General features: G+C 39.4%; 19 protein-coding genes. 13 read left to right on the forward strand and 6 right to left on the reverse strand.

What is annotated here, in order from left to right; all coding sequences use genetic code 11:
* Positions 1-244: 244 nt before the first annotated feature.
* On the forward strand, positions 245-388 hold the full coding sequence (locus tag AC3WR0_RS23495; RefSeq protein ID WP_492554541.1) for a hypothetical protein: 144 nt from the start codon (positions 245-247) through the stop codon (positions 386-388).
* 60 nt (positions 389-448) lie between these two features.
* Here AC3WR0_RS23495 and uptA read toward each other — a convergent pair whose 3' ends face one another.
* On the reverse strand, positions 449-1,033 hold the full coding sequence (gene uptA / locus AC3WR0_RS23500) for an undecaprenyl phosphate transporter UptA (protein ID WP_492554542.1): 585 nt from the start codon (positions 1,031-1,033) through the stop codon (positions 449-451).
* Positions 1,034-1,200: 167 nt separating this feature from the next.
* Entirely contained in the window at positions 1,201-2,745 is a 1,545-nt protein-coding gene (locus tag AC3WR0_RS23505) for a mechanosensitive ion channel (RefSeq protein ID WP_492554563.1), read from the reverse strand.
* Positions 2,746-3,070: 325 nt separating this feature from the next.
* Here AC3WR0_RS23505 and AC3WR0_RS23510 point away from each other — a divergent pair, with 325 nt between their 5' ends.
* Positions 3,071-3,979, forward strand: a complete 909-nt coding sequence (locus AC3WR0_RS23510; protein ID WP_492554543.1) for a YegS/Rv2252/BmrU family lipid kinase — start codon at positions 3,071-3,073, stop codon at positions 3,977-3,979.
* A 90-nt stretch (positions 3,980-4,069) separates the two neighbouring features.
* Here AC3WR0_RS23510 and AC3WR0_RS23515 read toward each other — a convergent pair whose 3' ends face one another.
* From AC3WR0_RS23515 to mgtE, 3 genes are all read right to left on the reverse strand, one after another.
* Complete coding sequence (locus AC3WR0_RS23515; RefSeq protein WP_492554544.1) at positions 4,070-4,390, reverse strand: LapA family protein; 321 nt, start codon at positions 4,388-4,390, stop codon at positions 4,070-4,072.
* Positions 4,391-4,467: 77 nt separating this feature from the next.
* Positions 4,468-5,652 carry an FtsW/RodA/SpoVE family cell cycle protein gene (locus AC3WR0_RS23520; RefSeq protein WP_492554545.1) on the reverse strand — a complete coding sequence of 395 codons (1,185 nt, stop codon included), beginning with the start codon at positions 5,650-5,652 and terminating at the stop codon, positions 4,468-4,470.
* A gap of 301 nt (positions 5,653-5,953) precedes the next feature.
* Positions 5,954-7,312, reverse strand: a complete 1,359-nt coding sequence (mgtE, locus tag AC3WR0_RS23525) for a magnesium transporter (RefSeq protein ID WP_492554546.1) — start codon at positions 7,310-7,312, stop codon at positions 5,954-5,956.
* A gap of 632 nt (positions 7,313-7,944) precedes the next feature.
* Here mgtE and AC3WR0_RS23530 point away from each other — a divergent pair.
* From AC3WR0_RS23530 to uvsE, 8 genes are all read left to right on the forward strand, one after another.
* The gene (locus AC3WR0_RS23530) at positions 7,945-8,721 is read left to right on the forward strand and encodes a hypothetical protein (RefSeq protein WP_492554547.1); all 777 of its coding nucleotides are present in this window, start codon (positions 7,945-7,947) and stop codon (positions 8,719-8,721) included.
* Between the two features lie 84 nt (positions 8,722-8,805).
* Positions 8,806-9,150: a DMT family transporter gene (locus AC3WR0_RS23535; RefSeq protein WP_492554548.1), complete on the forward strand. Its 345-nt coding sequence runs from the start codon at positions 8,806-8,808 to the stop codon at positions 9,148-9,150.
* Positions 9,150-9,467: a DMT family transporter gene (locus AC3WR0_RS23540; protein ID WP_492554549.1), complete on the forward strand. Its 318-nt coding sequence runs from the start codon at positions 9,150-9,152 to the stop codon at positions 9,465-9,467. Before AC3WR0_RS23535 ends, AC3WR0_RS23540 begins: the two co-directional genes overlap by 1 nt.
* 563 nt (positions 9,468-10,030) lie before the next feature.
* Positions 10,031-11,098, forward strand: a complete 1,068-nt coding sequence (locus tag AC3WR0_RS23545) for a D-alanine--D-alanine ligase (protein ID WP_492554550.1) — start codon at positions 10,031-10,033, stop codon at positions 11,096-11,098.
* A 193-nt stretch (positions 11,099-11,291) separates the two neighbouring features.
* Positions 11,292-12,683, forward strand: a complete 1,392-nt coding sequence (locus AC3WR0_RS23550) for a UDP-N-acetylmuramoyl-tripeptide--D-alanyl-D-alanine ligase (protein WP_492554551.1) — start codon at positions 11,292-11,294, stop codon at positions 12,681-12,683.
* A gap of 252 nt (positions 12,684-12,935) precedes the next feature.
* Positions 12,936-13,619, forward strand: coding sequence for an alpha/beta hydrolase (locus tag AC3WR0_RS23555; protein ID WP_492554552.1), 684 nt, complete (start codon positions 12,936-12,938; stop codon positions 13,617-13,619).
* Between the two features lie 300 nt (positions 13,620-13,919).
* Positions 13,920-15,410, forward strand: coding sequence for a degradosome RNA helicase CshA (gene cshA, locus AC3WR0_RS23560; protein ID WP_492554553.1), 1,491 nt, complete (start codon positions 13,920-13,922; stop codon positions 15,408-15,410).
* Positions 15,411-15,838: 428 nt separating this feature from the next.
* Complete coding sequence (uvsE, locus tag AC3WR0_RS23565; protein ID WP_492554554.1) at positions 15,839-16,804, forward strand: UV DNA damage repair endonuclease UvsE; 966 nt, start codon at positions 15,839-15,841, stop codon at positions 16,802-16,804.
* Positions 16,805-17,143: 339 nt separating this feature from the next.
* Here the strand turns inward: uvsE and AC3WR0_RS23570 are convergent, their stop codons facing one another.
* Complete coding sequence (locus tag AC3WR0_RS23570) at positions 17,144-17,872, reverse strand: rhomboid family intramembrane serine protease (protein WP_492554555.1); 729 nt, start codon at positions 17,870-17,872, stop codon at positions 17,144-17,146.
* 101 nt (positions 17,873-17,973) lie between these two features.
* Here AC3WR0_RS23570 and acpS point away from each other — a divergent pair, with 101 nt between their 5' ends.
* The 3 genes from acpS (at position 17,974) to AC3WR0_RS23585 (ending at position 19,728) form a co-directional block, all read left to right on the forward strand.
* Positions 17,974-18,327 (forward strand): holo-ACP synthase, encoded by a 354-nt coding sequence (gene acpS / locus AC3WR0_RS23575; RefSeq protein ID WP_492554556.1) that lies wholly within the window; start codon positions 17,974-17,976, stop codon positions 18,325-18,327.
* A 226-nt stretch (positions 18,328-18,553) separates the two neighbouring features.
* A complete protein-coding gene (locus AC3WR0_RS23580) occupies positions 18,554-19,567 on the forward strand; it encodes a LolA family protein (RefSeq protein WP_492554564.1) in 1,014 nt (337 codons plus the stop codon).
* Positions 19,564-19,728: a hypothetical protein gene (locus AC3WR0_RS23585; protein WP_492554557.1), complete on the forward strand. Its 165-nt coding sequence runs from the start codon at positions 19,564-19,566 to the stop codon at positions 19,726-19,728. The genes AC3WR0_RS23580 and AC3WR0_RS23585 overlap by 4 nt, the downstream gene beginning before the upstream one ends.
* Positions 19,729-19,766 lie beyond the last annotated feature (38 nt).

A 19,766-nucleotide genomic window follows, 5' to 3' on the forward strand; every position in this document is an offset into this window, starting at 1 on the left:
CGGTACAATACCGGGGCCACCTATTAGCAATATAGGCTCTTTTATATGACTGTCCGAATTAAGGGGTATATATCAGAAACAGGGCGCTTTTTTTAGCTAATCTCAGAATTTATATTCAAAAATTCTGGACGAACGAGACAGGACAAGGAAGGCTTCCTTAGCAAAATCTTTGCATGAAGGAAATGCATAGTTTTCTCGGGATATGCGTTTGGAGCGTAATAAGTAAAACTAGAGTACCTTGATTTTGAAAAGGCTCTTGTTAACGGAACGAAGCATTGATAAGGTGCTAATTGTCATTGGTAAAAGTAGAGAAATGATTGATAAAAATCAAAAACAGATTAATAGAAATCAAAAAGTAATTGATAGAAATCAAAAACGAATTGATTGATCCCAAAACCTATTTACAAAAAAGAAGCAGTCCCAGAAATTTGGGACTGCTTTTAATCAATTATTTACTTTTCCTTTTAATGAGAAAGTATATGACGCCAATCACAACTGCGACTGCGATTGTGGGAAGCACATAGGGCTGTGCATATTCTTTAATATTGGCCCAGTTTTTCCCTAAAACTTCACCGAGGTAAAGGAAAAAGATTGTCCAAGGAACAATTGCTGCTATGGTATAGAGAGTGAACTTGCTTGCAGGCATTTTTGCAATTCCGGCTGGAATAGAGATCGCATGCCGAACTACTGGGATAAAACGGGCAGAGAAAATCACTCCTGCGCCATATTTTTCAAACCATTTCTCGGATATATCGATCTGTTTCTTTTTAATCAATATGTACTTGCCGTATTTCTCAAGGAACGGCCTCCCGCCATAATAACCCGCCCAATAAAGGAAAAGCTGCGCGATGGTGCCGCCAATGGCTCCGGCAATAACTGCGCCAGGATAGCTAAACATTCCTTTAGAAATCATATAGCCGCCGTAACCTAATACAACTTCACTTGGAATTATCTCAATCATAAGTCCAAGAGCAATACCTAAATAGCCCAAGTCCGATAAGAATGATAAAACGGAAAATATAAAGTCCTTCATGATTCACCTTCACTTTTTAAAAAATTCAGCCTAGAAAATAAAAAGGCATCCCTATGTTTAGGATTTCCTATGAAAAGTGTATGCCACTGTTTTATATTATACAAGCTAATCCTTAAATTTTTATTAAGAAAAGGCTTTGGAAAGTTCCAAAGCCTTTAAAATTATGCTTATTGTATATCGTTAGGATTATTTCCGCCAGGTCTATTATTCGGAGGGGGAGGATTAATCTGGCCTGGATTCATATTCCCCTTTTGTCCCTGATTTGGGGGAGGGGATTGTACAGAAGTCTGTGAGATCTTCTTATCCAGTTTTGCAAGATATACTGCTGCAAATTCTCTTCCGCCAAGACCAAAAGATAAGCCAAAAGCAAGAGCCAATCCGCCAAGAATTAGAATAAAGGCAGAGTTTACAATTGATGCTGCGACTCCAAGCTGATCAAGTGCCATAAATATAGAAATGGCGAGGATCGCATATTTTGCAACTGAAGGCAGCAGACGGAAGTGAGGACCCTGAATCATGCCTTCTAGGATCTTTTTAACAACACCGCCAAGGAATAGTCCTGTTAAAAGGATAACTACTGCTGCAAATACATTTGGAAGATAAGCGATAACGCCTGTTGCAAGTCTTACAAGGAAATTTAAATTTAATATATTTAATGCTTGGACAACAAATAGTAGTACAACGAATATTTGGGCAATATAGCCGACCACTTTTGAAATGGAAACAGCAGCGGTGCTTTTGCCAATACCCATTCCATGGAAGAAAGAATTAAAACCAATTCGGTCAAGAAGCTGTGTAACAAATTTGTTGATCCATTTTCCAATCCATAAGCCTGCAAGGATGAAAAGAACGGCAACAATGATATTCGGAATCATATTTAAAATGGTATTCAGCATAGAAATAGCAGGCTCAGAAATACCTTTTAAATTTAATTTTTCAAGAGCAGTAATAACGGTCGGAATGAGGATTAGAACGAATACAATATTCCCGATGACAGCGGAAAGACTTGTCCCAGAAAATAAATTGGATAGTCCGAAACGCTGTACTAGTTTTTCTAATCCAAGTGCTTGAAGGAAGTTTGTAAGAATATCTCTCACGATTTTTGCTACAAACCAGCCAACTAATACAATCAGTGCAGCTCCAAACAGCTTTGGAAGGAAAGCCAGCATGCTTGTCAGCATATTGGAGAAAGGACCTGAAATGCCGTTGATATTAAGAGCAGCTAAAACACCCGGAAGGAATAACAGAAGAACCAGGTAAAAAACAATTTTTGCTATTCTGTCGATAAGCTGGGAAGGGTCCTGATTTTCTTTTGTTAAATTTAGTTTATGAAGTCCCTGATGAACCTTTAATGTTTTCCCTACTTTTCGAACCAGCATACTTAACCCTGCAGCAACCAGCCATGCGAATAAAAGAATTAATGCTGCTTTTAGAATACTAGGAATAGCTCCCATGACAGTGGAAAGCATTCCTGCTAAAGGACCGGCAATAATATTTAAATCGAGAAGGTTAAAGAAGAGAATAAAAACAAATACCAACAGTAAATAGTAAATGATTTTACTGATAATCTTCTCCGAGGAAAATTTCTTATTATTATTGTTGTGGTCTGGAAAAAGGCGGTCGTCAAGGCTCGTTTTTTGTAAAGCTTTATAAACTCCCTTTTCGATAAGTTTTGCTACAAGCCATCCAATCAACAATACAGCGATGGCCATTAAAAAGTCAGGCAAGCGGAAGGCGAATTGATCCCAGCCAGCCCAATAATGATTTTTGCTCAAATTGCTTCACTCCTAATCGTTTGGTATGCAATCATATATACCCAGCGTTTTACCGGCTAAACTGTCATCATGACCTCCGATGTGCTGTAGCAACCTAGCAAGTTTCCATACAGCTAATAAAGGGTAAGGGCAAAATATTAGGCTTCTAAGAACATATACGCACACGTACTTTCGAACTCTCTGAAAAGGACCTTTTTTTCAGAAGGGTATCTTCGAAAATAAAACTTTAAAAAGAAAAATATAAAAGTGGAGGTGAAGAAACGTGCAGCGATTTAAAAAAGCTTTATTAATCTATAACGGTAACGCAGGACAGAAGGATATTGATAAAACCTTAGGTGTTTCTGTTCCCATTCTGTCTGAAAGCATCGGACAACTATTATTGCTTAAAACGGAAGAACCGGGTGATGCCATGAAGTTATGTCAGGAGTATGGTGAAACTGTGGAGTTGGCTATTATTCTTGGTGGTGATGGAACTGTACATGAGTGTGTCAATGGACTAGCCCCTCTGAAAAATCGTCCAGCTGTTGCAATATTGCCTGGGGGAACCTGCAACGATTTCAGCAGGTCGCTCGGAATACCACAGGATATTAAATCCGCAGCCGAAATGCTTGTGAATGGCGATATCATAAGTGTAGATGCTATGAAGGTTAACGATGGGTATACTTTAAACTTTTGCGGGTTGGGCTTAATAACAGAAACCTCAAATAATATAAAAGAAAATGAGAAGGCCGCTCTCGGGAGGATTGGCTATTATTTAAGCGCTATTCGCACCATTCGCAATATGGATCCTTTTAGTTACAGGATAGAGTATGACGGGGAAATTTCAGATGGAGAAGCTGTCATGATTCTTGCTGCAAATGGCCATTCGATTGGCACCAGAACCCTTCCGTGTAACGGCATCAGTTATAATGATGGGCTGGCCGATATATTTATTTTTAAAAATGCTGGTCTGGGAGTTTTAAAAGAGTATCTATCAGGAGAGTTTTCTTTAGCAGATGAAGAGGAAGAACTGTCAAAGGAAATCCTTCATTTTTCCGGAAAGAAAATAAATATCCGTACCGATCAGCCAAGAGATGTCGATACGGATGGTGAAGTTTATCTTAAAACTCCTCTTGAAATAGAAGTGCTCCAGCATCATTTTCAAATGATTAAACCAAAGGCAGAAAACTAGAGAGTGGCACTCGGTTCGAAGACATATAAATAAAGGCTATCTCTTAGAATTCGTCCATCAGCGAATCAAAGAGACAGCCTTTTTATTTTTCTATTTTTCTTCGGCAAGCCGGTAGTTATTTTTTTCGTGAGGTTCAGCCTCCGTGTTAGCTAAATGATTCCGGACTTCCAGTTCGTCCTTTTCCTTGCGTAAAACTTTCATCTCGCGTTTTAGGGCATAAATTTTTCTTGCACCGACTGCCCCCATAATGATAACACCAGCCAGTACTGAGCCTAATATAATTAAAATAAGCGGCCATTTTGCTGTTCCGAAAAAATAATCCACCTTTACGGGGTCCACGTTTATTACAGCGAATAATGCTACTAGTAAAGCAAACAGAATGGCAAGGATCAAACTCCCTTGTGATTTCAAGACCTATCCCTCCTTCCTAGCTTCAGTTTTATAGTATAGGTACCCAATCCGCTTAAGATGAAACAGCCGGAACTCTTTTAACCTCTTAAAGAAACTCCCTTAGAAAATATATATTCACGGTGATGGTAACGAATGCTGTAAATAAGCCCCATAGCAAACATATTTCCCATTAATGAACTCCCTCCGTAACTCATAAAAGGAAGAGGGATACCTGTAATGGGCAAAACCTGAATGGTCATGCCTATATTCTGAAACACATGGAAGGTGAGCATGCTAATGATTCCTGCACAAAGATAAGAATTAAAGGGATCATCTGTGATTTGTGCAGTCCGAATGAGATGAAAAATTAACACAAAGAATAGGCCAACTATGATACTGCCGCCAATAAAGCCATATTCCTCCCCGATTACGCTAAAGATAAAATCAGTATGGCTCTCCGGAATGTAAACCTCCCGCTTGCCAAATCCTTTACCGGTAAGAAGGCCAGAACCGATTGCAGTAAGTGATCTGAACAAATGGTATCCTGAATCACTCTGGTTATTAATAGGATCAATCCAAGCGTAAATCCTGTTAAATTGATAGGTTTGGACTTTTAGGTATTTTTCTAAAAGCTCAGGCTTACTAATAACCATATAAAGAATAAATCCCGCCAAAGAGGCACCCCCACCATACAGAGGGATTATAATTTTCCAGCTTATGCCCGAAACGAGAATCATACCGGTAAGGATAGAAAGAAGCACGAGGGCGGTCCCAAGGTCGGGCTGGAGCATAATAAAGCCTAATGGCAGGGCCGTCACCATGCCCATTTTGAAAAGCAGAAGTATATCGGAACCAAGAGATTTTATGAAAGTATGTTGCTGATGGGCCACTATAACACGACTCAAAGCCAATATTAAAAACGTTTTAACAAACTCGGATGGCTGAATTGATCCCAGATGTGGAACGATGAACCAGCTTTTTGCCCCATTTCGAAGGGGTGCGATACTTTCAGGCGCTAAAATAATGGAGATAAGAAGCAGAATGCCAAAGCCATAAAGGTACCAGGTAAGCCTTTGGTATTGTTCACTGTCAAATAACAGGGAAATGAAAATGATGGCAGCACCGACAACATACCAAAAAATCTGTTTTATGAAGAAATTCTCCTGGTATTGTGCCTCTGCCTGGGCACTGTAAATCGCAGCACAGCTTGCCAAAAAGAAAAGAAAAAGGATTAGTGTTAAGCTCCAATCAAATCTGTCATACTTATGATTGTTTTCCATCAAAGACACCCGCTCAAGTGAGAGTAATATTTTGAGTATATTTAAAAATCCTCTCTAATAAGACGAACGAGACTGGAAAAAGGTTCCTGAAATTTAAAAAGTGGACCTTAAACAAAAAGAGTATTTAATTTTATGTTTTAACGGTTGAATGTTTTCAAGGCGTTCGAATGGATAGTTTGATTGATCTTTAAAGAGATTCGTCCTTCATAACCTTTGCTTATCCAAGAGCGAACGCAGAGTATTAGAAGAATTTGAACTCGCAGGTAAAAAAGCACACCGATTTCCAGGTGTGCTTTAGTAATGTTTATGTTAAGTAGTTAATGAACGCCGTTGCGATGCCAAAATAGGTTACCAATGAAAAAATGTCATTTAATGTGGTAATTAGTGGACCGGAGGCTACGGCAGGATCGATTTTTATTTTGTAAAGTAATAAGGGTATAACGGTGCCAGCCAAAGTTCCGATAATTAATGTAAAGAAGAGGGAACACCCGACGACTGCTCCAAGTACAAAACTGCCCTGCCAGATGTAAGCAATAATTGAAATGAGAATGCCGCAAGTAAGTCCAATTATAAGACCGACACCCAATTCACGGGTAACCAGCCGGAGGACAATTTTCTTTTCTATATCATGTGAGATTAACCCTCTTACTACAACAGCAAGTGACTGTGTCCCCGTATTCCCTGTCATACCCGCTATCATGGGCATAAAGAAAGCAAGTGCCACTACCTTATGCAGGGTAGTTTCGTAACCGCTGATAATCTTTCCTGAAACCAGCCCGATAAAAAGCAAAAGGATAAGCCATGGAAGCCGGCGCCAGGCAGCCGTGAGGGCTTTAGTATCAAAGTCAATTGATTTTCCGGAAGCGGATAATTTTTCAATATCCTCATTTGCTTCCCTGATTACAACGTCAATAATATCATCAACAGTGACAATTCCGACCAGGACATGTTGATCATCAACAACGGGAATAGCAAGGAAGTCATATCTTTCCGCCATCCTAGCGACTTCCTCCTGGTCTGTATCGGCTGTTACATAAATAACCCTTTCAAACATAATATTTTGAATGGTATCATCGGGCTCTGCCAAAAGAAGATCCCGGTAGGACACAACTCCTACAAGCTTGCGTTCTTCATCAATTACGTATAAATAATTTAAGGTTTCTGCAAGCTGGGCAAAGGTTTTCATTTTACCAACGGCTTCCATAACCGTATAATAATTGCGAATCCACACGAAACGATTGGTCATAAGTCTTCCAGCCGTTTCTTGAGGGTAATTCATCATACTCTGTATAAAGGCGGAATCCTCCGTTTTCATTCCGGACAGATAAGAATCCACCTTTTCGGGGGATAGCTCTTCCAAAAAGCTTGCCAAATCGTCATTGTCCATTAAATCTAGGACCTTTGAGGATTTTTCGATGCCTAGTTTATTTAAAACCTCGAGCTGTTCTTCTTTATCCAATTCTTCCATTAAATTAGCTATCTGGTCTATATTCAGAAAAAGAAGAAACCGGGTTTGGTATTTATCAGGGAGATTCTCAAAAATTTTCGCCATATCATAAGGCTGGAGTTCATCCAGAATGGCTTCGAAGTCTTTTTTCTTATTTTCTTTTAAAGTTTTGATGACGGATAAAGTAATCTGATCTACATTCATATTTTTAATCAAGGTCTCACGCTCCCTTCTTCTGGGCAGTATCTAATAATATCACTCATTATATGTAAATAATGAGAAATTTGAAATGGTTCAGGGCAAACTATGGTGAATGATCAAAGAATACCTGATTTCATTATTATTCCACAAGCAGGGCTTGTTCGAAACGTAAGGATTTAATCATTTCATTATAAACGGGCGATTGTCGAGCCTTTAGGTGAGAGCAGAGCCGCAGTTACTTATCACGCTAAGACAGCACATCTTCGAAAACGCTAACTTTTCCTTCGTAAGAGGCAAAGCTAACGAGGCTTTCTAGCCTGTTCGGCGTGCTTTCAAAATGGATATAAATATTAAAAAGGACCCCGGGCATAGTTCTTTTAGTCCGTGAAAATGTAAAACAATTGAAATAAGCTATTTTTTCTGTTTTTTGGTAAAATGGTTAAGGACTTGTTTAGGACTAATTTTATTATTGAATATCTAATATACATCTAAAAGGTTTTTAAATACTTTCTCGCTTCAGCGCCCGCAACTGGAGGCCATACCAGTCAGAGAAGATTATAAATTTACTTATATCTCTGCTGTCGTGCCCCAGCCATTTGTCACAAAACGGCCGCTTGCGCTTTTCTTAAGACTGGAGGAATTTTGCTTTGAAAAAGCACAATCAAGAGATACGGGATCTCATCTATGTTCATTTAAATCAAACAGAGCAATATGTAATTTCATATGGCATAGAATTCGAGGAATTTGCCGCTGCTTTTTCAGGTTCTTTAAACCATCTGCTTTTATTAAAGCACCGTTTTGATGATTCAGAATTAAACATGCATACGCTTTTGCAGTATGCTCCAAGTGATAAAATAAAGAAGCTTGTAAATGACGGCGTTTACGGGTACGGGAACTTTTGCTGGATTGATTTTATAGAGGAAGAGGACTTAAATCAATTAAGTGGGCAGGAGATTGCCGAACTTTTATACCTGGGACATTTAAAGCATCATTTAAAACCTCCTTTTTATAACAAATTGGGTAACCGCTTTGTTTATCTTGCGCATGACGATGGCTGGTTTAATAAGACTTATTATCGAAGTTTTAAGGACCTATTTACCCTGCTTAGTTCGGCTATTGCTAGTAAAATGGGACATTTAAAGCAGGAAAAAACCTTGTTGGGCATTAAAAAGAAGCGGATCTTTCCAGATGTAAATAAAGAAATTCTTCTTTCTCTGACACCTTTTATGAAGGAAGGAATCTGTATCTCGATAAAAGACGCACTTCACCAAAGAGGCAAGGTTGAAATTCCTATCTGGGTAATTGGAGACTTCGCTAATATGGACGATATGTATGATGAGTATAGCCAGATAAATAAGAAACAGTGCCATGCTAAAATGGTTTTTGATAAAAAAACAAAGGAATGGAAATTATTTTTGGATTAAAACAAAATCTCCCCAGCCTAAAGGGAGATTTTTTAACTTATAAGAGGTTTTATCCGGGAACAAAGCAGATTAGGAGGTACAAAAATGGCCTGGATTTATTTGTTTGTTGCGGGCTTAAGTGAAATAGCCTGGGCTTTTGGCATGAAATATTCGAACGGTTTCACCAAGCCAGTGCCAAGTATTATAACGGTTCTATTGATCATTTTTAGTTTTATTTTATTTGCAAAAGCAATGAAGACCATTCCGATAGGTACAGCCTATGCTGTTTTTACCGGAATTGGGGCAGCGGGAACAGTTGTTGTGGAAATGATATTTGCCCATCATATAGGAATGACCAAGCTTTTCTTTCTTGCGCTGCTGATTGCCGGAATTATTGGATTAAAACTCACTTCCGGTAGCGAAAATGAAATGGCAAAGGAGAAAGAGTAATGGCCTGGTTATTTTTACTATTAGCGGGATGCGGAGAAATTGGCTTTGTTATTTTTACTAAACTATCCGATGGATTTAAGGTACATAAGTTCACCGTTTTATCTGTCGTTTCAGGCTTATTGAGCCTATTTTTTCTTTCTAAATCGCTTTTGTCCATACCGTTAGGGACAGGATATGCTATATGGACCGGAATAGGAGCTGCCGGAAGTGTTATTTTGGGTATGCTTTTCTTTGGGGAATCGAGAGATAAAAAACGAATTCTATTTATCGGAATGATCATTTTCAGCGTTTTGGGTCTCAAGTTTATTAACACATAAAAAAACGGCGTAAAATTGCGCCGTTTTTTTTGTTGCCCTGTCCTGAAATAACTGTGGATTTCATTCATGCGAGTGTGTCAATTGCCTGTTGATTTCCGCTCGCTTTCAACGTACGGTCAAGCTAATGCCTGCAGGTAACTTGGTGAAGGCATCTGCGACCAGTTACCTTTGACTTTGCGTCCATGGGGGTCTCCCTTTGACCCGCTTTCCCCGAAGGAGTCTCCCGCCTTCCGCTCCAATCAACAAAGAGCAAATCGCCAATGAGCTTTAACACACCTTTTAGAAATTCAACTTAAAAGTTAACAGGGCTTTACTTTTCAAAGACGTTAGAGAATAATCTTGACAATTTTTTGATACCAAGTTTTCAGGCAAGCAATATGTTTCATAAAATAGGAAAGGGGAAACATTATTGCGGAGGAAAAAACCATAAGAACATTTTTTTGCTTTGAAAAAATTAACAATAATTAGAATTCAAGGTATATAAATCTTGTCAGGTTTTCTTTAGGCACTTCATTTATAAAATGGTAAAATAAAAATGTCTGATGATTAATTGGAGGTTCATTATGAAGAAAAAATTAGGTTTATTGTATGGTGGTAAATCGGCTGAACACAAAGTTTCCTTGCAAACTGCCCTTGCAGTTATAAAAGCACTTGATCTTGAAAAATTTGAAATTCATCCAATTTACATAACAACAGAAGGACATTGGGTTAAAGGTCCTCAGCTTCAAGGTCCGGTTGAAAATGTTAAAGCTTTAGAATTTTCCCAGGAGGATAGTGGAACTGCATCCGCACTTGCTCCTGCCTTATTCCAGGAAGGAAGCACAATGGATGTCATTTTTCCTCTTCTGCATGGCCCGAATGGTGAGGATGGAACCGTCCAAGGACTGCTGGAGCTTCTAAATCTTCCTTATGCAGGAAATGGCGTTCTTGCTTCTGCAGCAGGGATGGATAAAGTCATCATGAAGAATATCTTTGCGCAAGCTGGTCTCGGACAGGTAAAATACACTGCCTTTATCAGAAGCGAATGGGAGCAGGAAAAAGAAAAGACATATGAAACGGTGGAAGCTGAACTTGGCTATCCTTGTTTTGTAAAACCTGCAAATCTTGGATCTAGTGTAGGCATCAGTAAATGTAATTCACGCAGCGAGCTGGAGACTGCCTTTAAAGAGGCTTTCCAATTTGACCGTAAAATTATTATTGAAGAGGGAGTCACTGCTCGTGAGATAGAAGTAGGCGTAATGGGAAATGATTCTCCTGAGTGCTCAGTAGCAGGAGAGATTGTTCCTAAGGTAGAGTTCTATGACTATAAAGCGAAGTATGAAGACGGTAATACTGCTTTGATTATCCCTGCAGATGTAGAAGCAGAACAGTACGAAGAGATCAAAGAGATGGCAATAAAGGCATTTAAAGCCCTTGATTGTTCAGGTCTGGTCCGAGCAGACTTTTTCTTAACAAAGGATGGCAGAATATTTATTAATGAGGTCAATACAATGCCCGGCTTTACGCCATTCAGTATGTTCCCTCTGCTGTGGAAGCACACAGGAGTCGAATATCCTCAATTAATTGAGCGCCTGGTAGAGCTAGCAGTTGAACGCCATGGTGAAAAACAAAAAATTAAGTATACATTCTAACGCTACTTTTTCTATGACTAAACATCGTGTGACACGGCTGCAACGCCGTGTCCATTCGTTTTATTAAACTTAAAACTTTGAAGGGTTTTCTGCTTAATGCGACTGCGAATGCTTTTTTAAAAGCTGGGTGGATGCGCGTAAATGTGCCGAAGTAAGGCATATAAGCTTTAAAAGAAAGGAAGGGAAGGCCACTATGATTAAGCGTTCTTTGGCACATGTGTCAAAAATGGTTTCGGCCCTAAATGATATAACAGCATTTCAGGATACAGAAATTACAGGAGTATCCATCGATTCACGTAAAATTGAAAAAGGAAATCTGTTTATTCCTTTTAAGGGGGAGAAAGCAGATGGCCACAAGTATGTAGAGGATTCGATTAGAAAAGGAGCATCAGCAGCTTTATGGCAAAGTGATGTTCCAAATCCTCCTTTGCATCTTCCTATTATTATTGTTGAAGATTGTTTAATTGCACTCCAGGAGCTGGCAAGAAAATACAGAGAAGAACTGCCGGTTAAGGTAGTAGGGATTACGGGGAGCAACGGAAAAACGACTACAAAGGATATGACATTTGCACTTCTATCGCTTAAATATAAGGTTCTTAAAACAGAAGGCAATTACAATAATCATATTGGCCTGCCTTTGACTGTTTTAAAACTTTCTGAGGAAACAGAGATAGCGGTACTGGAGATGGGAATGAGCGCCAGAGGAGAAATTGAATTTCTTACAAAACTGGCACGGCCAGATGCGGTTGTCATAACTAATATTGGGGAATCTCATATGCTTGACCTTGGTTCAAGAGAAGGTATTGCAGAAGCAAAGCTTGAAATCCTGCAAGGGTTGAAAGACGGCGGTTTGGCTGTCCTCCACGGTGATGAGCCTCTATTAATGAATCGGATTAAAGAGCTTGAGGGCAATATCCGAATTGAAACATTCGGAAGAAGTGAGCGGAATCACCTTTATCCGGTTGAAATCATTCAGGCTGAAAACGGCAACAGTTTTAAAACAAACCGTTCCGAGGAAGAATTTTATCTCCCTGTACTTGGCACCCATAATATCTTAAATGCTCTGGCGGCGATGCTGGTCGCAAAGGAATTCTCAATTCCTTTTGATGAAATGGGCAAAGGTTTAAAAAATATTAAGTTAACCAATATGAGGATGGAACTGGTAGAAGGTACCCGAGGTGAAAAAATCATTAATGACGCGTACAATGCAAGTCCCACCTCCATGATTGCCGCAATTGAACTGGTTTCCAATTTGTCAGGTTTTGAAAAAAGAATTCTCGTACTTGGAGACATGCTTGAATTAGGACCTCAGGAAGAAGAGTATCATCTTCAAATCGGGGAAATGCTTGATTCAGAAAAAATCAGCATGCTCTTTACTTATGGGCATTTGGGTGGATATATTGCCAAAGGAGCCCAAGGATCATTAGGTAAAGAAAAGGTATTCTCTTTTGCGGATAAAACTGAGCTTATTAATCAATTAAAGCAAAATGTCGACGATGAAACGCTGGTTTTAGTAAAGGCATCACGCGGAATGAAGCTTGAAGAAATTGTAGCTTCATTGCAAAAAAATATAATCCAGCAGTAATTTATGGTTTAAAAGGAAAAAAACAGGGTACCCTTTAGCGGGATGGGTTTTAAAAATTAGAATTTTTATTGGTAAATTTCTAAACGACCCACGGAGAGAAAAAAGAAAGCCGTCAACTTTGCCTCGCACGAACTAAAAGCAAAACTTTTTTTCGATAACTTGCTTTTTTGAACGTAAAATCCAAAACATGGGCATCCGCCAAGAAGACTTGGCGAGTGCGAAGTCTTTCTAAGAATTGCCAGGTGATTGAATATGATTGGCTGCTTGTGTATCCATGGATTTACCGGGGCTCCCTGGGAAGTAGAGCCTCTTTCAGAATTTTTATTAAGGAAGACCGACTGGGAAATTGTTGTGCCTACTTTGCCTGGACACGGAGAATTCCTCTCATTGAAAGGGGTTCGTTACCAAGATTGGATAGAATGCGCAGAAAATGAAATAAAAAAATTACTTTTATCCTGTGAGAGTGTTTATGTAATAGGCTTTTCAATGGGCGGGTTAATTGCCAGTTATCTGGCAGGGAAATATCCTGTCGAAAAACTCGTTCTTTTGAGCGCTGCAGCCTACTATATTAATCCTCCGCAGCTTGCAGCTGATCTTAAAGAAATGTTTCGTGATGCCATCCAGGGAAAGATTACTGAGAATGAATTATTTCTGCGATATAAAGGGAAAATAACACAGACCCCAATAGAAGCCACACTGCAATTCCGCAGGCTAGTTTCTTTTACCAGGCCCCTGCTGCCATTGGTGGAAGTGCCCACTCTCATTGCCCAGGGAGAAAGCGATGGCATTGTACCTCCAAAAAGTGCAGAATATATTTATAAAAATATTGGGACGAAAGAAAAGAAGCTCACATATATTAGAAATTCAAAACATCATATTTGTCACTGTGATGAAAAAGATGCCCTTTTCTCACAAGTACTTGGTTTTTTAAAGTGAAAAATCTTTTCCTGTGTTTTTCAGAAGTACCACTTAATTGCAATAAATCAATAAAAGTGTTAAGATTATTCCCAACGTGTCTAGAACGTACCTCTGGCATACTCAGTTGAGAGAATGTCTTTTTTGCTAAAATTAGATGGGTTAGTATAATTTCGGCTTTAATTTGCTGCATAACCGTCCGAAAATTCTCGGATATTGAAGGCCCTCCAGCTTGAGTAAAGCTGCGTGCGTCTAATTTATTGGATCAGCACTTAAAACTTAAACTATATATAGTAAGATAAATGAAGGAGAATGAAAACATTGACAAAGTTTCAAGAATTAGGCCTTAGCCAGGCTACTTTGAAAGCAGTCCTCAAAATGGGTTTTGAGGAAGCAACCCCTATCCAGTCTGAAACTATTCCATTGAGCCTTGCAAATAAGGATTTGATCGGACAAGCGCAAACAGGTACTGGAAAAACAGCTGCATTTGGAATCCCATTGGTAGAAAAGGTTGATGTTGCTAAAGAAGCGATACAGGGTATCATCATTGCCCCAACCCGTGAACTTGCCATTCAGGTTTCTGAGGAACTTTATAAACTCGGCAGCGGCAAAAAGGTTCGCGTACTACCGATCTACGGAGGCCAGGACATTGGGCGCCAAATCCGCTCATTGAAGAAAGCACCACATATCATTGTCGGTACACCAGGACGTGTTCTTGACCATATAAACAGAAAAACCCTTAAGCTTGACCAGGTTCACACTGCTATTTTGGATGAAGCAGATGAAATGCTGAACATGGGCTTTATCGAAGACATTGAAGCGATTCTAGCTCAGATTCCAACAGAACGCCAAACCTTGCTATTCTCGGCAACAATGCCTGGACCAATCCAAAGAATGGCAGAGAGATTCATGAAGGACCCACAGATTGTTCGTGTTAAGACCAAGGAAATGACTGTTCCTTCCATTGAGCAATATTATCTTGAAGTTCAGGAAAAAAATAAATTTGATGTCCTAACAAGGCTCCTTGATATTCAGTCTCCTGAATTATCGATTATTTTTGGCCGTACAAAGCGTCGGGTTGATGAGCTTTCTGAAGCTTTAAACCTCAGAGGATATACTGCCGAGGGAATTCATGGTGACTTAAGCCAGGCAAAACGTATGTCAGTTCTTCGTAAATTTAAAGAAGGCAATATCGATATACTTGTAGCAACAGACGTTGCGGCAAGGGGACTTGATATTTCTGGCGTTACACATGTTTATAACTTCGATATTCCACAGGATCCTGAAAGCTATGTTCACCGTATTGGACGTACTGGCCGTGCTGGAAAAACGGGTGTTGCCTTAACCTTTATAACACCGAGAGAAAAGTCTTATCTTTCAGTCGTTGAAAGAGTTACAAAACGCAAGATGGAAAAAATGAATGCTCCAACTCTAGATGAGGCACTTGAAGGCCAGCAAAAGGCAGTTGTGGATAAAATTGTAGCAACCATTGAGTCCAACAACCTGCATTATTATAAAGCTGCTGCCCAGGAACTTCTCGAGGAAAATGATGCCCAAACAGTTGTTGCTGCAGTTCTTAAAATGCTGACAAAAGAACCTGATACTACACCTATTAGATTGACAGAGGAACAGCCTCAAGCTCAACGAAGGGACCGTAAACCTCAGGATCGAAAGAGAAGCTATGGTGATAACCGTTCTAGCGGTGGAGGCGGCGATCGCGACCGCCGGAAGAAAGCTCCGTTTAAGCCAAGATCTGGTGAAAAGCGTAGTTCTGCAAAGTCTTCATCAAAGCCAAGAAGCTTTAACCACTAATATTCAAGAGTATGGGATGTCCCCATACTCTTTTTTTTAATGTTTAAGAAAGCATAAAGTTTTACCTTTTAAATTGTCTAGCTCCAGCGCCCAGCGAGTTTTCATCTCTGTAGAGCTTCCTTGAGTATCTTGCATCAAGTATGACCTTTAGGTGATACTTGGTGCAGCTAGTGTCCATCCCGCTTCTCCCTACGATAAGTCAACATCGAACTCAAGTGCTCCTGCGCCACAGCTTTTTCAAAGAAGCTTATGTTCAGCTCGTCGCAAAGCTGCATGTCGTTTATTCAGAGAAGCCGTTACAGGAAGTTTGTTCAGGTAGTTGCTTCGCTGAACGGGCGCTTGCGCTTTTCTTATTACCCCATTTTTATAAAGAGTTATTAGTCCTTTCTGGATTGGGGATATTATAAAAAACACAGAGAGGTGCTTGTATGACGATTGTTAGGCTTGGCTATGTTGCAATGAGTATGGAACTTCAAAATTGCTCTCCGTCACAGACGATGACTTTTTCGCAATTCAGCAAGCTAAAGGATAGGGAAGCTGCAATAAAAAAACTTGAAAGGATTGCTATCAGCAATATAGAAAACTGTATACGTTTGCTTAAGCATAATAATGCCAGTGAAATTCACTTTTTTCGTTTAAGCTCCCGGCTTGTTCCGCTTGCCAACCATGATGAATTATCTGATTGGGACTTTATGAAGGCGATTCGCGAACCGCTTTTACATATGGCTGAATATATTGCAGAACATCCTTCAAGAATTGATTTTCATCCCGATCATTTTGTGGTCCTTAATTCCCCGGACTCGGACATTTTAAAAATCTCATTAAAAACTCTAAGGATGCATGAATTCCTTCTAAAAGGTATGGGGATTGATATTGAGCATCGGTGCGTTTTACATGTGGGCGGGGGGTATAACGATAAAGAAAAAGCATTAGAGCAATTCATTCATAATTGGGGCTTTATTAAACCTGAACTTCAAAGGATGGTTATGCTTGAAAATGATGATACTACCTTTACACTAAAGGATACCCTGTATTTATGCGAAAAACTGGGCGTCCCGATGGTGTTTGACTATCACCACCATAAAGCAAACCATGAGAACGTTGACTGGAAGGATGATTGGGGCCGTGTAGTTGAAACCTGGAACAATTCCAAGCTCCCCCTTAAAATGCATATTTCCAGCCCGAGATCAGAAAAAGAATTCAGAGCCCATTCTGATTATATTAATCCAGACTTTTTTCTTGATTTTCTTAAGAATGTGAAGGGTTCTGTTCCGGAAATTCACTGCATGATTGAAGCGAAACAAAAGGACGCAGCCTTATTTAAACTGATGGAGGACTTGGCAGGTAAAGAGGGAATAGAAAAAATCGATGGATCGAGCTTTAAACTGATATAAAAAAGTTTTGCTTATATGAACTTGTTCTCAAAACTTTGACTGTTTCTTTAAACCGATTGGTCCTTCATAAGATGGTTGCAGTTTTTTAAAAAAGCTCTGTTAAGCTTGAATGTTGATTTTCGCTCCACAAAGGAATGCTTCTAAGAAGAATCAGCGGAGGGACAGGCCGCCTTTTGTCTGTCACGAAGACACTCGCTTTCCGCCCTGGCAGTTAGGGCGCCTTTCCCGCTAGAGCCTCGTATTCTTCCGCGACAATTAAGATAGATAAAAATCAACAATGTTCTTTATCACAGCTAAAAAAGAAACAAAGAAAAAGGACGTGTGAAAAATGACACGTCCTTATTTTTGAATAAAAATTCCGAGTAGGGCAAAAAGGATAATAGCCCCCCATACAAGAAGCTTTAAAGGAGACTGCCCGGAGACATCCCTTCTTTTGGAGGAAGCCCAGCGAGCTGCTTCTGAAGCTGAACGGGTAAGTGCATTACGGTTAAAATGGCCAAGGGAACCAATTAAAAAGCCTGCAGCTAATCCGCTTAAGTGAGCCGCTATATTGATATTGGGCTGCAGGAAGGTCATGACCAGGCTTATCGCCAAGAGAATTAGAATAACTTTTGAGTTATCTACGGATATGAAGTTCTTCTTAAAAACAATGAGGGCAGCATAAAAGCCAAAAATACCAAAAATGGCTCCACTGGAACCTACATGAGTATAGGAAAGGGGTTCAAAGATATATGTACCCACGTTTGCAAGGAATCCACATAAAAGATAAATCAGGAAGAATTTAAAACTGCCAAGCCATTTTTCCAGTGGAGGTGCAAATAATATAAGAGAAAAGCTGTTAAATAGCATATGAGTAAATCCACTGTGCATAAAAATGGGGGTTATAAGCCGCCAATACTCCCCTTCAGCAATATAAACATTGACCCCGGATAAAGTTTCGATAAACCAGAAATTAGGGAGAAAAGGAAGAACGGTAAAAAGGTATAATAAGAGATGAATAAATACTATGAAAGATACAGACGGATAATATCGGATAAAATCCCGAAAGCTTTCAGTTCTTGTAAACATGGGAGACCTCCTGAACGATTCTATTTATCATCATAGCCTGAATACTGAAGTTGTACACTAATATATATGAAAAACGGACTAAAATAGAAGGAGATGTCCAAATGATACGTGGTATTGGAATTGATATTATTGAATTATCCAGAATAGAAGAAATAATGAAGAAACAGATCAAATTTATAGACCGCATCTTAACTCCTAATGAAAAAAATCGTTTTGAAGCCGTTGGGGGGAAAAGAAAAATTGAATTTCTTGCTGGACGATTTGCTGCAAAGGAAGCTTTTTCGAAGGCCAATGGTACAGGCATCGGAAAGGATTTATCCTTTTTGGATATCGAAATTGGCACGGATGCCTTTGGGAAACCGTTTATAGTTAAGCCGGAAGTAAAGGCTCACCTTTCCATTTCGCACAGCAAAGAGTACGCTGTTGCACAGGTGATTATCGAAGAAGAAAGCTAATAGTTTTTAATCAGATTTATAAGAATTCCCCAACTCCTATTAGAATGTGAAGCATATTCAACCAGGTTGTCTCATATATTCATAATGCAATAGGAGAGACAAGGCTGACTAGCCATTTGATCCGGCAATTCGTTTTTCCCATCTTTGGGGAGGGACGTTGAATCAAACGGATACTGCCTTTTTTCTCCTCATTCAAGCTGAATACGAGACAAAGGGAGTTGAAGGAATGAGAAAAAAGATATTGCTGCTTTTTGCCGGGCTTATGGCTGTCTTTGTACTGGCTGCCTGTGGAACAAAAACACAGGAGGATGTAGTCAAGGATTTAAACGGTAAAATGGAAGACTTATCTGGGTATAAAGCGGATGCTAAAATGACACTTAAAATGGGTACTTCACCTCAAGTGTACAATGTGGAAATCTGGCATAAAAATCCTGCTTTTTACCGGGTAAACCTTATGAATGCCAAAAAGGACCAAAGCCAGATGATTTTAAGAAATAATGAGGGAGTCTTTGTTTTAACACCTGCACTCAATAAAAGCTTCCGCTTCCAAAGCGATTGGCCGCAAAACAGCAGTCAGGCATATCTCTACGAATCATTGATTAAAGATATTATCCAGGATAAAAGTGCTAAATTCTCATCATCGAAAGAATTTTATATTTTTGAGACAAAAACTCGCTATCAAAATAATAAGATGCTTCCAATTCAGGAAATTAAATTAAATAAAAAGGATCTTTCACCAGCATCTGTGAAAGTAATGGATAATGACCATAATCCTTTGGTTACAGTGGAATTTAAAAATGTAAAATTCAATGCAAGCTTTGAAAAAGATGACTTTGAAATGAAGAAAAATATGACAAGGGCACAGCTAAATCTTCCAGCAATGGCTCAAACGATGGATAAAGCATTTACTGTTAAATATCCAACTGCCGTTATTTCCGGATCCAAACTTTTAGAAGAAAAAGAAGTATCCCTGGAGGATGGGAAAAGGGTTGTCCTTACTTACAAAGGTAAAAAGCCATTTACTCTCGTTCAGGAGAAGATTGTTGCCAAGCCTGCTGCGGCCACCTCAACTGTTGTAAACGGAGAGCCTGTAGACCTAGGCTTTACGATTGGTGCCATTTCAGGGCATAGCATTTCTTGGACTCAGGAAGGAATTGATTATATGATTGCTTCCAAAAAATTAACTAAGACTGAGTTAACCACTCTCGCCCGTTCCGTTCAGGGAGACGTGGTAAAATGATTTTTTTTAACAGGTTCCTAAAAGGAGCCTGTTTTCTTTTTGCGGGGAAAGTAGAATGTATTTTTATTTCAGATGGATACGAACTTGGCTCTTCCACCAGTTATATATTTGACATTGGTGCGGTAGAGTTTGATAATCGAAATATTGAAAGTATGATTTGAACTGTTTTTGTAGTCTTGAATGAGGGCTTAATTGCAGT

Source organism: Neobacillus sp. FW104-15D2 (assembly GCF_058790155.1).

What these genes read in the sequence shown, in the direction of transcription:
- AC3WR0_RS23585 (WP_492554557.1), top strand. Translation starts at nt 19,564, where the DNA reads ATGATTTTTTTTAACAGGTTCCTAAAAGGAGCCTGTTTTCTTTTTGCG.
- AC3WR0_RS23535 (WP_492554548.1), top strand. Translation starts at nt 8,806, where the DNA reads ATGGCCTGGATTTATTTGTTTGTTGCGGGCTTAAGTGAAATAGCCTGG.
- AC3WR0_RS23540 (WP_492554549.1), top strand. Translation starts at nt 9,150, where the DNA reads ATGGCCTGGTTATTTTTACTATTAGCGGGATGCGGAGAAATTGGCTTT.
- uptA (WP_492554542.1), bottom strand. Translation starts at nt 1,033, where the DNA reads ATGAAGGACTTTATATTTTCCGTTTTATCATTCTTATCGGACTTGGGC.
- acpS (WP_492554556.1), top strand. Translation starts at nt 17,974, where the DNA reads ATGATACGTGGTATTGGAATTGATATTATTGAATTATCCAGAATAGAA.
- AC3WR0_RS23555 (WP_492554552.1), top strand. Translation starts at nt 12,936, where the DNA reads ATGATTGGCTGCTTGTGTATCCATGGATTTACCGGGGCTCCCTGGGAA.
- uvsE (WP_492554554.1), top strand. Translation starts at nt 15,839, where the DNA reads ATGACGATTGTTAGGCTTGGCTATGTTGCAATGAGTATGGAACTTCAA.
- AC3WR0_RS23545 (WP_492554550.1), top strand. Translation starts at nt 10,031, where the DNA reads ATGAAGAAAAAATTAGGTTTATTGTATGGTGGTAAATCGGCTGAACAC.
- AC3WR0_RS23580 (WP_492554564.1), top strand. Translation starts at nt 18,554, where the DNA reads ATGAGAAAAAAGATATTGCTGCTTTTTGCCGGGCTTATGGCTGTCTTT.
- AC3WR0_RS23550 (WP_492554551.1), top strand. Translation starts at nt 11,292, where the DNA reads ATGATTAAGCGTTCTTTGGCACATGTGTCAAAAATGGTTTCGGCCCTA.
- AC3WR0_RS23505 (WP_492554563.1), bottom strand. Translation starts at nt 2,745, where the DNA reads ATGGCCATCGCTGTATTGTTGATTGGATGGCTTGTAGCAAAACTTATC.
- AC3WR0_RS23570 (WP_492554555.1), bottom strand. Translation starts at nt 17,872, where the DNA reads ATGTTTACAAGAACTGAAAGCTTTCGGGATTTTATCCGATATTATCCG.